Genomic DNA, 16298 nt, shown 5'->3' with positions numbered 1-16298 from the left:
GGATAAGCCTTTTTTCTATACTAACTTTGTTGTCCAATCTTCACAGTTCCAGACATCTGTTGCGATGTCCTGGTAAAATTCAGGTTCGTGAGAGATCAAAATGATGCTTCCTTTGTATTCATTTAATGAGCGTTTTAGTTCAGCTTTAGCCTCAACATCAAGGTGGTTTGTTGGCTCATCAAATACGAGTAAGTTTGATTCTGTATTCATTAATTTACAAAGTCTAAGCTTTGCTTTTTCACCACCACTAAGAACATCGACCTTGCTCTCAATATGTTTTGTCGTTAGGCCGCATTTCGATAAAGCAGCCCGAATTTGCGCCTGGCTGTAGTGTGGGAACTCTCGCCACATTTCTTCAATACAAGTGTTTGATGTTCTTGTTTTGATTTCTTGCTCGAAATAACCAGTATAAAGATAATCGCCAAGCTCAACGGATCCTTCAATTGGTTTGATTTCGCCAAGAATACTGCGAAGAAGGGTCGTTTTACCAATACCATTTGCACCCATAAGGGCTATTTTTTGACCTCTTTCCATTGAAAGGTTTAATGGACGAGATAGTGGCTCATCGTAACCAATCACAAGATCCTTTGTTTCGAAAATAAGCTTACCCGAAGCACGAGCTTGTTTGAAATGAAATTCTGGTTTTGGCTTTTCTTTTGCAATCTCGATCACATCCATTTTATCAAGCTTTTTTTGTCTGGACATGGCCATATTACGGGTGGCAACGCGTGCTTTGTTACGAGCAACAAAGTCCTTGAGCTGGGAGATTTCCTGTTGCTGTTTCTTAAATGCGGCTTCAACTTGTTGCTTCTTCACTTCGTATACTGACAAGAAATTATCATAGTCACCAACATATCTTGTTAATTCTTGATTTTCCATATGATAAATCAAGTTGATGACACTGTTTAAGAATGGAATATCATGTGAAATAAGGATAAATGCATTCTCATATTCCTGGAGATACCGTCTGAGCCATACGATGTGCTGCTCATCAAGGTAGTTCGTTGGCTCATCGAGAAGAAGAATATCTGGCTTTTCAAGAAGTAGTTTAGCAAGAAGGACCTTTGTACGCTGCCCACCACTTAAATCTTGAACATCTTTTTCAAGCCCAATTTCATCGAGCCCAAGTCCACGTGCAATTTCCTCAACCTTTGCATCAATCACGTAGAAATCATTATTTGCAAGCATATCCTGCATCGTTCCTGTTTCTTCTAATAGCTTTTCAAGCTCTTCAGGAGAAGCTTCGCCCATCTTCGCAAATAGTTCGTTCATTTCAGTTTCATAATCAAACAAATACTGAAAAGCGCCTTTGAGTGCATCACGAATCGTCATGCCTCGCTCAAGAACAGTGTGCTGATCAAGATAGCCAACTCTCACATTTTTAGACCATTCTACAGAACCTTCATCAGGTTCCAGCTTACCTGTAATAATATTCATGAACGTTGATTTACCTTCGCCGTTCGCTCCAACTAATCCAATATGTTCACCTTTTAATAGACGAAAAGATACATCATCAAAGATGGCACGGTCACCGAATCCGTGCGTAAGGTTTTTCACGGTTAATATACTCATAGGAAAACACCCTTTATTTATGGTTTAACAATCCTCATTGATTATATCGGACAATGAGCTTTGATGAAAGTCAGGAAGAGGGGAAAACGATGGGAATTTTCGTCAGAGAAACATTTGTAGTAAAAAAGACTTGGTTTTATTCAACCTAATGCATTTGACCTATTAAAAATAAAGGAATATTTACATCGTGTTACCACTGGCTAAATCGTGTACGTTTAAACTAGAAGAAGCTTCATGAACAAGAAGCAATAATAAAGGGGAGGGAAGTAAAATGAACACGGCACATCGTACGTATGGGACGGTAGTTTTTATGTTAGTTGTTTCGTTAATTATGATGTATTTCACAATTACACCATCATTTGCAGATGGCACAGGAACATCGTCATCACCATATTCGGTTACACAGGGGATTGCAAATCAGGGGAGTAGTGGAGCAGTCGAAGGGATTATTGTAGGAAAACCAGAATCAACTTCCTCCATTGCCACATCTAGTTTCTCAGATGACTATGCGATTGCAATTGCTGACCAGGCCGATGAAACGAATATCAATGAAATGCTTTTTGTTCAGGTACCATCCTCGTTAAGAAGTGATTTTGGGTTAAGGAGTAACCCGAATTTAATGGGTGAATCAGTTGTGGTAAGTGGTAGTTTAACAGATTATTTTGCACATGCGGGAGTTAAAAGTGTTTCAACGATCGAATTAGCTGACAGCGGAGGTACTGATGAAACTGGAGAAGGCACATCATCTCCTTATGATGATACATACTATAGATCTGCTGTTGGGAAAACAGGAAGTGCTTTGAAAACAGAATTGCATACGATTATCGATGATCATACAGAGCTTTCTTATAGTGATGTGTGGGATGCCTTGAGGGTGACGGATGAAGATCCATTAAATCCTAATAATGTGCTTCTTCTTTATAGTGGACGGTCTCAAAGTAAGTATGAAAACGGTGGAAATGTAGACGACTGGAATCGTGAACACGTATGGGCAAAATCTCACGGAGATTTTGGAACATCGATGGGACCGGGTACAGACATTCATCACCTGCGGCCAACTGATGTTACCGTTAATAGCTCACGTGGGAATCTTGATTTTGATAACGGTGGCTCTCCCCAATCAGAAGCACCTGGAAACTACTACGATAGCGATTCCTGGGAGCCGCGCGATCGTGTAAAAGGGGACGTGGCTCGAATGATTTTCTATATGGCGGTTCGTTACGAAGGCGATAGCGGTGAAGTTGATCTTGAGGTAAATGACCTTGTAAACAATGGATCATCACCATATATCGGTAAGGTTTCTGTACTAAAGGCTTGGAATGAAATGGATCCAGTGGATTCTTTTGAAGAAAATCGAAACAATGTGATTTATGACCAGTACCAACATAACCGGAATCCTTTTATTGACCATCCGGAATGGGTGGAAGCGATCTGGTAGAAAAAAGTACCTGCCGAAACGAAGGCAGGTACTTTATTTATAAATTTCTTAATAACCGCTTGGCAATCTGTTCATAATGATCCTTCGTAATTCCGGGTGCAAATTCTTCTGGAAGATCATCGAGGTTAGGAATGGGCGCTCCTTCTGGTGCTCCTTCTATCACGCGCAGACGTTCCCCATTTTCTGGATTCGTACCTTTCCAAATCTGTTTAATTCCTAGATAATCTCCTTCGCTCCATGTGTAAAGAACATTGTTTAATCCCTTTTCTTCAAATTTTCGTGCGTAGTCGAATTTAGAGTTATCAAGACTTGGTATTGGGAGCATTTTTGTTAAGTCTGTACCTGTCGCAATTTCAATCGCTTTTGCGTATGCAAGTACATGAGTTCCGCCACGCACGAGTAAGTAACCGATCATTTCACGTGCGGTTGGATGATCCGTCATTTCATAGACGCGCATTTTATGGGTTCGTGCACCAACCTCAAGAAAAAAGTTGTGAAGGAGATCAAGAACAAGATTTCCGCTACTGAAGACATAATCGCCACGCCAGGAATTACCCATACTATCAGCTGCAAGAGCTGTTTGGGCTGTAGCAACAAATTGAGCTGTATTACGCAGGTCCTTAGCATTTTGTAACGGGGTTAAATCAGGTGGAGCTTGAAAAGAACTTCCTGTGGTTAACAGATTAATTGAGGTTGTGACCAGTTCCACATGTCCGAATTCTTCTGCAGTAATACTGGCAACAAGATCATAAAAAGGTTTTAACTTTTTTTTCTCACGAAAGCTAAATGACTGGAACATGTAGTTATTTAAAGTAGATAACTCTCCAAAGCGTCCACCAAGCAAATCCTGTACAGCAGCTGCAGCATTTGCATCGCCATGCTCTGGTATCGGAAGTTCAATCAATTGCTTATCAAATCGCTTAAACATGTCATCCCCCCTATTAATTAGGAAATACCCAGACGATTTGTTGAATTCGAACAAAAAAAGGGGTTTCATTCACTTCCAGAACAATATGATCTGGCATCACGGATTGCAGCATTCCTTGGAGCGATCCATTTGTTGTTTGTACTGTAATCATTCTTCCTTCAATCGACAGGAGTGTTTGATAGACATACGGGTCTACAGAGCTGATTAATTGAGGCTGTTGACTCAAATTCTCTCATCCTCTCAATAAAAGGTTTTTACTGCTATAATTTACGCAATGAATAGGTTGTCATAGTCTATAAGAATGAAATGAACCTATCTCAATGGTTGCCCATAACCTGTTAGGGGAGAGGGTGATCATAAGTGAAACAGCAACCTACAGTGACGTATCGTGATGGGATGAACGGAAACAAATGTGTATTAGGAAGAAAGTATACATTAACTCACTCTGATATTACTGGTGAGCTATTTTTAACGATTGGAAAAGAATATGCCATTGATCGTATTTCTTTCATTCGAGATGAGGTGCTTGGCAGCTTTCGAAACGACTGTGGATTGTATTATTACGCATATGTTTTAGTGGATGATCCAACTGAAGAAGGGAGAGAACAAGTAAGGAATCGTATATTTCGAAAAGAATTGCCAGGGGCATTATCTGCTATAAGAGTAGGAGATACGGGGTTATTTCAAACTTATCCGGAACTTGATGATGTACCGATTTGGATTTACTTTGATTCTAATGAAGTACAGTGGGAAGCTTACGAATACTATGGATCATTTAGAGAATATAGAAACAGCCAGCACAACTAGACTGGCTGTTTTTCTTTATTTACAATTCACTGAGAATGATAGGGCGAATATCCGTTTATGGGTTTGTTGTCCACAAACCTGCTGTCTTAATGAAAACACGCTTGTTCATCTTCAATTGGGCAACGATAAATTCGGCCATATCTTCTGGCTGGAGCATGTTGTCCTGCTGTCCATCTGTTAAGTTATTCTCTACTGCAAGATCAGTGGAAACGGTACTTGGTGTTAGGGCACTAACACGAATATCATGCTTGCGAACTTCTTGAGCAAGTGATTCAGTCAGTCCCATTAATCCAAATTTAGAAGCGCTATAGGCGCTTGTTACTGGGGCACCTTTTTGTCCTGCTGTAGAAGAAATATTGATAATATCTCCTGATTGCCGTTCGATCATGTCTGGCAGTACAGCCCGAGTGACATAATATGCACCCAGTAAATTAACCTGAATGATTTTTTCCCATTCTGCAATTTCAAGATCCATGAAGACCCCAAATTTTGCTATACCGGCATTATTAATAAGAATGTCGGTCTCACCAAGCTCGTCTTTAATCTTAGCAACTGCTGTTGTCACTGCTTCATTAGAAGAAACATCTGCAATTGCGTAAGAACTTTTGACACCTTCAGCTTCAATTTCCTTCGCAACGTTTTGAAGTGTTTCTTCTGTACGTGCGATCAGTCCAATATTGACGCCTTCTTTTGCAAGAGCGATCGCTGCTGCACGACCAATTCCGCGAGCTGCTCCAGTAATGAGCGCCGTTTTTCCTTTTAGTGCTACCATGGTGATTCCTCCTTAAGTCTGTTCAAGTTCCATTCCATCGTATATTCTAGTCGTTCATTTTATTGCTGAAAAGAATTTTGCTTGAATTAACGCCTTGTATGATAAGATATTAATGTAAGATTATTCAAAAATGAATAATAATTAACGAGAATATAAGGTACTTTGTAAGAGAGTGACTGAAATATATTCAAAAATGAATAAGTGGGGTGTTTATGTGACAGAGTGGAACGAATATAAAGCGATCTTTCATTCTTTACAAGACGATATACTAGTAACAGATCGAAATGGAATTATCGTCAAAGTTAGTGAAGGAACGGGTATGGTGTATGGCGTGAAAGCCAGTGACTTGATGGGTAGATCTGTTTATGAGCTTGAGAAAGAGGGATTATTTACACCACTAGCAACGCCGCTAGTAGTGAAAGAAAAGAAGCGCGTCACGTTTGTACAAACCGGTCCTGATGGGAGAAAGCTTCTTGTTACCGGCCTTCCTGTTTTCAATGATAGCGGGGAGCTTGTAAGGATTGTCAGTTATTCACACGATATCACAGAATTAATGGAAATTAAGGCTGGAATGGAAGAGATGTCTTCTGAGATGGAGCGTGTTAGAAGTGAACTTGAACAGCTCAAACAACAGCAAGATGATGGAGGATTAATTGCAAGAAGTGATGCTATGAGAAAAATACTGGCTACTGGAAAGCAGGTTGCTGGAGTAGATGTGAACGTTCTTCTCCTAGGTGAATCAGGGGTAGGGAAAACAGAACTTGCACGCTACATTCATTCTAAGAGTGAACGGAGAGAGGCGCCTTTTATTGAAGTGAATTGTGGAGCAATTCCTGAGTCTTTATTTGAAGCGGAGCTTTTCGGATATGAAGATGGCGCATTTACTGGAGCTAGAAAAGGCGGCCGCATTGGTCTTGCTGAAATGGCAGCTAGTGGAACGCTTTTTCTTGATGAGATTGGAGAACTTTCGCCACAAAATCAAGTAAAGGTATTGAAACTTATACAAGAAAAACGTTTTTATCGTTTAGGAGGCAGAAAGGAGATTAGCTCAGATTTTCGAATCATCAGTGCGACGAATAAAGATTTAGAACAAGCAGTACGAGAGAAAGTGTTTCGAGAAGATTTATATTTTCGATTGAATGTTGTTCCGTTAGTGATCCCCCCTTTACGAGAGAGAAAAGAAGACATCCTTCCTCTTATCCAATCGTTTGTTGATCACTTCTGCAAAGCGTACAAACGAAAGCGGATATTGAATAAAGTTGTTATCCATGAATTAACACAGCATGTGTGGAGAGGGAATGTACGAGAGTTGATGAATTTAATTGAACGCCTTATTGTTACTTCAGATGCATTCGTTATACACGAAGAAGATTTGCCTTCTACATATAAAAAAGCAGCAGAAGGTTATTCAGAAATGAATAATTTTAATGAGACATTACAAGAAACGGTAGAGAAAGTTGAGAAAGAACGCCTTGAGCAAGCAAGACGATATTTTCGTACGACAACAAAAATAGCTGAGGCGCTAGGAATGAGTCAACCTACAGTAGTTAGAAAACTCAAAAAATACAGAATACAGTAACTTATGGCACAATACTTGCATGTTAAAAGAAGCAAAGAATGAAAATTTCTCTTGCTTCTTTTCTAATTTATATGCAAAAATATGAATTAATATTAAATTTGTCGAAGGAGAGTGAAAAATGGAAGTTAAACAGGAAAAGTCGTATTCTCTTGAAAGTGCCAGTCAATCGGTAAATGCTTCTCATTCAAAAAAAGCATATTCGTGGTTTATCATTCCTTCTCTAATTGGTATCTTACTATTTCTTGTCCCTGTTCCTTTTAATGGGAAAATGACCATTGGTGTAGGAATTCTAGCCGAATCTATTCAAATAAAACTAGCTCCAATTCTACCTGGCTTTATGACTGCTATTCTCATTTTATCTGCTATTATACCTATTGTTACAAAAGCGTTTGAACCTAAGGCGATCATGCTTCGTCCTTTTCTTAAACAACTATTCTATGTGAACTGGTTCTGGATCGCAACGAGGTTGTTAGGAGCGCTCTTTGCGGTCATGACGTTATTTAAGTTTGGACCAGAATTTATTATTTCAGATGTATCAGGTGGGACGATGCTGTACTCCCTTGTCCCTGTTCTTGCAGCATGGTTTCTCTTTGCAGGACTTTTAATGCCACTCCTACTGGAATTTGGATTAATGGATTTCTTTGGAACAGCCCTTCGCCATGTGATGCGCCCATTATTTAAATTACCTGGTCGCTCATCCATCGATGCGCTTGCTTCCTGGATGGGGGCCGGAACCGTTGGTGTATTGATTACAACGAAACAGTATGAAGAAGGTTACTATACAAAAAGAGAAGCGGCTGTTATTGCAACAAACTTTTCGATCAATTCGATTGCATTCAGTCTTGTTGTGATTAGTTTTATTGGCTTAGAAGATATGTTTATTCCTTTTTACTTTACGGTTGTTGTTGCAGGGCTAGTTGCTGCATTTGTTTGTCCTCGAATCCCACCGCTATCTCGTAAAGCGGACACGTATTATGAAGGGACAGGAAAACAGATTTCAGAAGATGTTCCAGAAGGTGTTTCTAGCTTTAAATGGGGAATGCAGAAAGCGCTCGAGAAGGCTTCAGAAGTAAAAGGTGTTAAGTATATAGCAGGGCAAGGTGTGAATACAGTGCTAGATATTTACTTCGCTTTGATCCCACTAGTGATGGCTCTTGGTACCATTGCACTGATCATTGCTGAATTCACTCCGTTCTTTACGTATTTATCAATGCCGATTGTCCCTGTACTAGAACTGATGCAGATTCCTGAAGCAGCAGCTGCAGCTCCAGCCATGCTCGTTGGTTTTGCAGATATGTTTTTACCTGCTGTAATTGGGACGGGTATCGAAAGTGAACTTACCCGTTTTGTTATCGCGGCTGTTTCGTTAACACAACTTATCTACATGTCGGAGATTGGGATTTTGCTAGTGAAATCTAAGATTCCGATTTCAGTTCTTGAACTAGCGATTATTTTCTTACAACGTACAGTTATTACGCTCCCGATTATCGTCGTTATGGCTCATTTCTTTTTATAAAATAAAAGCTAAATTTAAAGGAGGAGATCACATTGTCTACATCATTTGAACAGAGATACAGCAACATGTCAGACTATCTAGCACCTAGCATGGCGAAAGATCATCCTAATTTACCCGTCGTGAAAGAAGAAGGATGCTATTACTATGGTGCTGATGGAAAGACCTACCTTGATTTTACTTCTGGTATTGCTGTTGCAAATACAGGACATCGTCACCCAAAAGTGATTCAGGCAATTAAAGATGGTGCGGATTCTCTGATGCACGGACCATCTGGAGTTATTATGTATGACTCCATTCTTCAACTAGCTGAACGACTACAAGGGATTATGCCCAAAGGTTTGGATTGCTTTTTCTTTGCAAACAGCGGTACTGAGGCCATTGAAGGTGCATTGAAGTTAGCGAAATATGTAACGAAGCGCCAGTACGTTATTTCATTTACAGGATGTTTCCATGGTCGATCGCTGGGAGCACTTGGTGTGAGTACATCAAAAAGCAAGTATCGAAAGTTTTTGCAACCGAATGGACTAACCTATCAAATCCCCTATGCTGATACGGCTAGTTGTCCCGAAGATCAAAGCATTGAAGACTATTGTGTGAAAGAACTTGAGAAGGATTTTGAGCGTCTTTTTGATCATCAGGTTACTCCTGAGGAAGTTGCGTGTGTGATTGTGGAGCCGGTACTAGGAGAGGGCGGTTACTTAATTCCTCCGAAAGAATGGCTACAGAAAGTGAGAGAGATTTGTGATCGACACGGCATGTTACTCATTTTTGATGAAGTTCAAACAGGATTCGGGCGTACAGGGGATTGGTTTGCTGCACAAACGTTTGATGTCACACCGGACATAATGGCGATTGCAAAAGGAATTGCTTCTGGAATGCCATTGAGTGCTACTGTCGCTTCAAAAGAATTAATGAGTCAATGGCCAATGGGGACACATGGGACAACATTTGGCGGGAATCCAATCGCATGTTCAGCAGCGCTTGCAACACTTGATGTGATTGAAGAGGAAGGATTACTTCAAAACTCCAGAGAAATGGGGGAATATGCTTTAGAAAAGCTGGCGTTAATAAAGGAAAAGCATCAGGTGATTGGTGATGTGCGTGGTGTAGGCTTAATGATAGGCATCGAAATTGTCGATCCTGAAACAGGTGCACCTGATGGAAACGGGATGATGCGTGTTCTAGACTTATCACTTGAAAAAGGCGTGCTATTTTATCTTTGCGGGAAGCATCAGGAAGTTATTCGAATGATTCCCCCGCTCATTATTACAAAAGAACAGCTGGATGAAGGTCTGCGCGTTTTTGAGGAAGCTGTAACTGCTTTTGAACAAGAAAAGGCTGTCCCTGTAGGATCGTAATAAGTTAACCCTATCATGAAGAGGAATGATAGGGTTTTTACTTTTATAAAACTTTCCCGTATCTAAACAAAATTCGTGCAGATTTGATCATTTCCGCGGAAATATTTATTATATCCGCGAAATATAGATGGAAAATCGATTGGAAGATTAAAACAGATGTATTTCGGTTTCGTACTTGGAGATCAGGGAATTGAATAGATAGTTTAAATAGAGAGTAAAGGAGATCCAATATGTTGGAATTTCTGATTCAATTCCTGAAAGAGCTTGGCATCTGGGGTCTTTTAATTAGCAATGCGCTTGAAGCATCATCTTTACCTTTTCCTGGTGGTATGATGACGTTAACGTATGGTTACTTATTAAATGCTTCCATTATTGAAATGGTCGGTTTTGCATTTCTGACAAGCGTGATCTATACCATTTTTAGTTTTATTCCTTATGGGATCGGTTTGAAAGTTAAGGATAAAGTAGAGAAAAAGCTAAAGAAGAAGAAAGTAGAACGTGTACAAAGATGGTTTAGAAAGTGCGGATCTTGGAGTATTGCGATTACACGCCCGCTTGGTGTTGGAAATTATGTGTCCTACGTATCTGGTATGAGTAAAGTAAAGGCGTGGGTATTTGCCGTCCTTACCTTTGTGGGCATCTTTCCTTGGACAATTGCGATGTTATGGATCGGAAAGAATGGAAATATCAAATCAGTCCAAGCCATTTTTGGAAGTATTCAGAAATACGTCTTCTTAATCATAATCGTGGCAGTTATTGGATTTATTGGGTATCACTACTATCAAAAAAGGTGTAAAATTGAACACAAGAAACAGGTAATCAACACAGATCAAACGTCATGATAAGTAAGGAGAGGTTACTATGGATCAATTAACTTATCAACTTGAAATTCCAGAAAGTAAAAATGTTACACTTGCAGAGTTAATACACCATAAGAAATCAATGGTTGTATTTGTACGTCATCTTGGCTGACCCGTTTGTCGAGCTTATCTTACGCAGTTGCGTAAGCGCGTAAATGAAATTGAGAAGGAAGGCTTTCAGATTATAGCGATTGCGCCTTCTAATGGCAAATACATCTGTCAGTTCACAGAAGCTTTTGGAGAGTTTCCGTTTGTTATAGCGGGTGATCCGAAAAGAGAAGCCTATCGAGGGATGGGTCACTATACGATGCCGAAGTGGAAATTACTTGGACAAGCCGCTATTGGATTCATCACTCGTAAGATGGATGGATTTATCCCAAAAGAGCAAAAGAAGAAAGACTTTGTTCTTAAATCAATGAAAACGCAAGATGTTTATATACAAGGTGGGACATGGATTTATGATGATAGCGGGAAGCTAATTTGGCATCATATTGATCAGTCTCCGGAGGATCATGCAAAAATCGACTCTGTCATTGATGTGTTAAAAAAGCATAACGCATAGCAAAATCGCTTCTAACATTGTTAGAAGCGATTTTTACGTATCAATTTATTTTAGGTGTAATGTGATAGGTGGATTACTGATTCACGACTTTTCTACGAATAGCAAATGCTGAACCAGCTACCGTAAGAGAACCTACTGTAATCCAAAGAGCTGTTAGGTCAGATGACTGCTCACTCGCGCCACCCATACCTGTCTTAGGCATATCACCAGGCATGGCTTCTCCGGCGAACTTATCTGGCATTTGTTTCACAATCGCACCGCCTAGAGATTCACCTACACCAAACATGAAAGCGTACCCTTCACGGAATTGATCTGTGGATGCTTTAAAATCACCAGACATATAGGATTCAAATGATCCGACAACTTGTTCTTCGTGAGCCTTCAGAGCATTAGTTGCAGCATCAGTTGGAAGGTTTTCTTCTGTTGCTGTTCCAAGGAAAGTACCGAAATTTTCAGGGAAAGTTGTTAAGAGACGTTCTTTTGCCATTTTCATCGCTTCTTCGTCTTCAGAAAGAGAGGCAACGACAAGATCTGCTTGTGCAGCGATGTGATCTTCCTGCCAAATCTTTTCAAACTGAGCTGCACCCTCATCTCCGTAGATAGAACCGATTGCAGCTTTAAAGTCAGCGGTGTTTCTGTCTTCTGCCCAGTTCACAAAGTCATAGTCTTCTGATTGATCATACCCTTTTTCAAGACCAAGGGAAGAAAGAGCAAAGTGTTCAGACGCCAAACTGTTTAGCGTTGATCGCAAATCGGCAGCTGGTGTATCAGCTTTCGTGTTTTCGAATTTATCAGGCATCTGCGTTACGATCGCACTCGATAATGCTTTACTAATGGCAAACATGTGCTTATGTCCTTCACGGAATGTTGTATAAGCTTGTTCATAATTTCCTTCTGTATACTCATCAAAGGTAGTTAGTACTTGATCTTCATGAACTTCTAATACATCTGCAGCTGCTTCTTTTGGCAGGTTACCCTCTGTCGCAGTATCAAGGAAAGTAGAGAATTCATCAACAAATTCGTCGACTTCTTTCTCAGCTTCTTTTCGAAGTTCTGCATCATCTTCAGTTGCCGCTTTTACGAAATCAGCAGAATAATCATTGTGCCCTCTAAAAATGTCCTCAAATTGTTGCGCCGCTTCATCACCATATACAGATGCGATCGCTGGAGTCATATCAGCTGCGTTTTGATCGAGTGCTTCTGTCACTACTTCAGCATCTTCAGTGCCATCATACGATTTGGTCATCGACGTAACAGCTAGTACAAAATGTTCGGATAAGAGTTGATCAAGTGTGGCTCGTAGATCGGCAGCTGGTGTGCTTACTGTTGGTTCTGGGTCAGCTGCACCTGCAACTGTTGGAAACAATAGGGTTAGCCCTAGCGCCGGAACCATTAATTTTTTAAATGCTTTTTTCATGTTCATTTTTTTCTTCACGCTCCTCGTTTTTTTACCGTTAATTTTGATTACATACAGCTAACGAGGTGAAAAAGAGTTTGGATCATTTTAAGAACTGTTTTTTTAGGGAAAACATTTTTTAATTTTCCAAAAATAAATTGTTGGATAAACTGCACTTATGGTAGTATTAAACTTCTGTCTCAGTTAAAGACAAATCTCAGAAGGAGGTAACTGATCTTGGATCATAAGAATCAAAGTGCCTATCGAAAAGAGAAGCAGCAACTCGATCAAATTGCTGCCGAGATTACAAAACAGCAAAAAGCATTGGACGGGTATCCCCGGTATTCAGGAGATAATGTCACCGAACAGGCTCTTGAAAGCATTCGAGAGGAAAATCGTCAATCACTTGCTATCGCTGGTAAAGAACCGTATTTTGCGAGAATGGATTTTCAAGAAGATGAGAAGTCATCACGCGCGTACTATATTGGGAAGGTTGGCGTAGCGGATGGTGATTCACAGGCTTCTCTAGTCATTGATTGGCGAGCGCCTGTTGCAAGTATGTTCTATGCTTTTACTGGTCCAGAAGAGGATGTTTATTATTTGTCTCCAGATGGCGTGATTGAAGGGAATATCGAACTTAAAAGAAACATTGTGATTCGAGATAAAGAACTTCAGCGAGTGGTGGACACTTATGTAGAAGGAAGCGATGACTTAAATGGATCAGATGAGTTTCTACTCTACCGCCTCAGTGAAAATAAAGACAATCGCCTTCGCGACATTGTATCTACAATACAAGCAAAACAAAATGATATTATTCGTGCAGAACGATCGACACCCTTAATCATTCAAGGTGCAGCAGGGAGCGGGAAAACAACTGTTGCTTTGCATCGGTTAGCTTACTTATTGTACGAGTATCGAGATACGATACAAGCAGGAAGAATGATTATTTTTGCACCGAACCGTATGTTTCTTGACTACATTTCTGGTGTTCTTCCTGAGTTAGGGGTAGGAGGAATTCAACAATCGACTTTTACTGATTGGACATTAAGTATGATTGAGGAAAAAGTGAAATTAGATGCTACAGAAGACGATCTACAAAAATGGTTTGAGAGGGAACGGCCAGATATGAACTTAGCTGGGGGGAGAGTGAAAGGTTCGACTCTCTTTAAAGACTGGATCGATAAAGCCCTATTCTATTATAGCCAATCCGTAGGACCAGAAGGAGACTTCATTCCATTTGAAGGAAGTAAGCTGCCTGAAGTTAAAATCCAGCAGTGGCTAGAAGATCTCTCTGCATATCCTGTTGGACGAAAGCGTGATATGATCATGAATCGTTTTAAAGTCTGGATTAAGGATGAGGTTAAGGCAATTGAAGGGAGTCATTTACAAAAAGAGTATCGTAAAGTTGCGAATGAGCAGCTAAAGATCTATTTTAAGAAATGGCCAAAACAAACAGCGCTTTCTTTTTATAAGGCATTGTTTCAGGCAAATCCTCCGGAGTATGTTCCTAAAACCGAACGAACACAATTAGTAGATGAAGGGATACTATCAGAAACATCTAGGCTATTAAAAAAGAAGACCGTATCCCCATCTGACCTTGCGCCTCTCCTCTATATTCAATTTAAGTTGAATGGTGTTCATAAAGACGATGTTTTTCAGCATATCGTGATAGATGAGGCACAAGATTTTTCTCCTTTTCAAATAGCTTTGTTGATGGAAGTGAATCGATCACAATCGTTTACGATCCTAGGTGATCTAGCTCAGGGTATTCATGCCTATAAAGGTATTCATCAATGGCAGGAATTCAAAAACCTCTTTCAGAAAAACGAGCTGTATATCGAATTAGCACAAAGCTATCGCTCTACATTCGAAATTATTGAATTTGCCAATGAAATTATTGCGCATGCTAACATACCTGTTCAACCTGCAATTCCTGTATTTCGTAGTGGAGAGAATGTTACCGTTTGGAAAATAGAGAAAGAAAGTTTATTCGACCGCTTGTTTGAAACAGCTCAGGAAATGAAAAGTCGAGGGATGAAAACAATTGCTATTGTTGGAAGAACTGAAGAAGAATGTGAGCAGTTGTATCAAAAGTTTGCTAACGAGAAAGATGTCAATCTTCTTACAAAAGAAGACCGCTCGTATGAAGGTGACATTTCCATAGTACCGATCTATCTAACAAAGGGTTTAGAATTTGATGGGGTGATCATAGCAAATGCGAATGAAGGAAATTACGGATCCAATGTGGAAGATGCAAAGCTTTTATATGTGGGTTGTACGCGAGCATTACACGAGCTCAAATTGTTTTATACAGAGATTCCTTCAATGTTGATACCAAGTTAATCAAACGTTTGTTTAAGAAATAGCGTGAAGAATTAGCGGCACAGTATGATTTATTATGCGATAAAATTTAGCTAAACTCTCACGATCTCACTACCGATAATAATAGTAGTTGGAAGATAAAACTGAAAAAGGCAAACCTATTGAAAAATAGGGACGCAAAGTTATGGGCCTGCCCGCATTCATGCGAATGGCTGCCAGACTGCCAGGCTCCTTTTTTGAGCCCTGGGTTCAGAAAAAAGGGGAGCAAACATGTGAGGAATTTATCTGTTGCTAGCGTTATTCTCTTTTTTATACTGGCCTATATTGTACAGTCAGTTGCACTGCCTGAAGGGAAAGCCGAGGCGAGTGAAATGGATCAAGCTCTTGCTACATGGATTTGGAATACAAGAGATATTGAAACGAAACCAGAAGAAGTTCTTCAATTTATGGAAGGAAAACAAGTGAGTGATGCCTACTTACAAATCAACCGTTCAATCGCACGATCTTCCTATCGCTCATTTATTGAACAAGCGACAGCTAAAGGGATACGTGTTCATGCGCTTGATGGAGCGCCAAACTGGGCAACGATTAAAGGAGCTACGTATCAAAGTAACTTATTTAATTGGCTAGAAGCATACCAAGCGAATGCATCAGAGTACCAGAAATTTAGTGGTGTTCATCTTGATATTGAGCCTTATCTCCATTCAGGATGGACGAACAATTACCAAACCACGATCGCGTTTTATCAGGATCGGTTAACAAATGCAAAAGTACGAGCGGAGAGCATGAATATGCTGTTCGGAGTCGACACACCGTTTTGGTTCGACGAACAATCTTATCAAAATCGTTATGGATCTGGAAATTTAGCTGAATGGGTTATTCAGACAGTAGATGTCACAACCTTAATGGCTTACCGAGATCGTGCAGATGGAGGCAATGGAATGATTGCGCTTGTTCGTAATGAAATCGCATTTGCTGAAGAGCATCATAAAAAAGTCTCCATCGGAGTAGAGACGGGACAAACGTCAGAAGCTTCGTATATCTCATTTTTTGAAGAAGGAGAAGCGATCATGAATGATGAGCTTCTCAAAGTAAAAACAGCTTACGAGAATTCAACGGCTTTAGATGGTTTTTCCATACATTATCTTGATAGCTGGATGGCGTTAAAACCATAGAACAGCGAAACCC

General features: G+C 40.1%; 13 protein-coding genes, 1 pseudogene and 1 riboswitch. Of the genes and pseudogenes, 9 read left to right on the top strand and 5 right to left on the bottom strand.

Translation table 11 applies throughout. The features are described 5' to 3' along the window. Nucleotides 1–15: 15 nt before the first annotated feature. A complete protein-coding gene (locus LCL91_RS15405) occupies nt 16–1572 on the bottom strand; it encodes an ABC-F family ATP-binding cassette domain-containing protein (RefSeq protein ID WP_224883622.1) in 1557 nt (518 codons plus the stop codon). Nucleotides 1573–1843: 271 nt separating this feature from the next. On the opposite strand from LCL91_RS15405, the gene LCL91_RS15400 reads away from it, so the two are divergent. After that, nucleotides 1844–3010 (top strand): endonuclease, encoded by a 1167-nt coding sequence (locus tag LCL91_RS15400; RefSeq protein WP_425589689.1) that lies wholly within the window; start codon nt 1844–1846, stop codon nt 3008–3010. A 37-nt stretch (nt 3011–3047) separates the two neighbouring features. On the opposite strand, the gene LCL91_RS15395 is transcribed toward LCL91_RS15400, so the two are convergent. Continuing rightward, a complete protein-coding gene (locus LCL91_RS15395; protein ID WP_098446235.1) occupies nt 3048–3938 on the bottom strand; it encodes a manganese catalase family protein in 891 nt (296 codons plus the stop codon). A gap of 13 nt (nt 3939–3951) precedes the next feature. Continuing rightward, on the bottom strand, nt 3952–4164 hold the full coding sequence (locus LCL91_RS15390) for a YuzF family protein (protein ID WP_202407304.1): 213 nt from the start codon (nt 4162–4164) through the stop codon (nt 3952–3954). Nucleotides 4165–4298: 134 nt separating this feature from the next. On the opposite strand from LCL91_RS15390, the gene LCL91_RS15385 reads away from it, so the two are divergent. Continuing rightward, a complete protein-coding gene (locus tag LCL91_RS15385; protein ID WP_224883621.1) occupies nt 4299–4745 on the top strand; it encodes a staygreen family protein in 447 nt (148 codons plus the stop codon). A gap of 55 nt (nt 4746–4800) precedes the next feature. Here the strand turns inward: LCL91_RS15385 and LCL91_RS15380 are convergent, their stop codons facing one another. Next, complete coding sequence (locus LCL91_RS15380) at nt 4801–5517, bottom strand: 3-ketoacyl-ACP reductase (RefSeq protein WP_224883620.1); 717 nt, start codon at nt 5515–5517, stop codon at nt 4801–4803. A gap of 193 nt (nt 5518–5710) precedes the next feature. Here LCL91_RS15380 and LCL91_RS15375 point away from each other — a divergent pair, with 193 nt between their 5' ends. From LCL91_RS15375 to LCL91_RS15355, 5 genes and pseudogenes are all read left to right on the top strand, one after another. Beyond that, the gene (locus tag LCL91_RS15375; protein ID WP_224883791.1) at nt 5711–7096 is read left to right on the top strand and encodes a sigma-54 interaction domain-containing protein; all 1386 of its coding nucleotides are present in this window, start codon (nt 5711–5713) and stop codon (nt 7094–7096) included. Nucleotides 7097–7214: 118 nt separating this feature from the next. Next, nucleotides 7215–8612, top strand: coding sequence for a YjiH family protein (locus LCL91_RS15370; RefSeq protein WP_224883619.1), 1398 nt, complete (start codon nt 7215–7217; stop codon nt 8610–8612). 32 nt (nt 8613–8644) lie between these two features. Then, entirely contained in the window at nt 8645–9970 is a 1326-nt protein-coding gene (locus LCL91_RS15365; RefSeq protein ID WP_224883618.1) for an aspartate aminotransferase family protein, read from the top strand. 230 nt (nt 9971–10200) lie between these two features. Then, nucleotides 10201–10812 carry a DedA family protein gene (locus LCL91_RS15360; protein ID WP_224883617.1) on the top strand — a complete coding sequence of 204 codons (612 nt, stop codon included), beginning with the start codon at nt 10201–10203 and terminating at the stop codon, nt 10810–10812. A 142-nt stretch (nt 10813–10954) separates the two neighbouring features. Next, nucleotides 10955–11392: pseudogene (locus tag LCL91_RS15355) on the top strand (AhpC/TSA family protein); the annotation flags it as partial. 73 nt (nt 11393–11465) lie between these two features. Here the strand turns inward: LCL91_RS15355 and LCL91_RS15350 are convergent. Further along, nucleotides 11466–12809, bottom strand: a complete 1344-nt coding sequence (locus LCL91_RS15350) for a copper amine oxidase (protein ID WP_224883789.1) — start codon at nt 12807–12809, stop codon at nt 11466–11468. 216 nt (nt 12810–13025) lie between these two features. On the opposite strand from LCL91_RS15350, the gene LCL91_RS15345 reads away from it, so the two are divergent. Together LCL91_RS15345 and LCL91_RS15340 are read left to right on the top strand one after the other, a co-directional pair. Further along, nucleotides 13026–15131 (top strand): HelD family protein, encoded by a 2106-nt coding sequence (locus LCL91_RS15345; RefSeq protein ID WP_224883615.1) that lies wholly within the window; start codon nt 13026–13028, stop codon nt 15129–15131. A 120-nt stretch (nt 15132–15251) separates the two neighbouring features. Then, nucleotides 15252–15338, top strand: a riboswitch (cyclic di-GMP riboswitch). A 44-nt stretch (nt 15339–15382) separates the two neighbouring features. Next, nucleotides 15383–16285, top strand: coding sequence for an amidase (locus LCL91_RS15340; RefSeq protein ID WP_224883614.1), 903 nt, complete (start codon nt 15383–15385; stop codon nt 16283–16285). The last annotated feature ends 13 nt before the right edge of the window (nt 16286–16298 follow it).

Source organism: Guptibacillus hwajinpoensis, assembly GCF_020171785.1.
Taxonomy (GTDB): domain Bacteria; phylum Bacillota; class Bacilli; order Bacillales; family Guptibacillaceae; genus Guptibacillus; species Guptibacillus sedimenti.
Note: the sequence above shows the minus strand (reverse complement) of the source record. Positions and strands in the feature narration are given on the sequence as shown.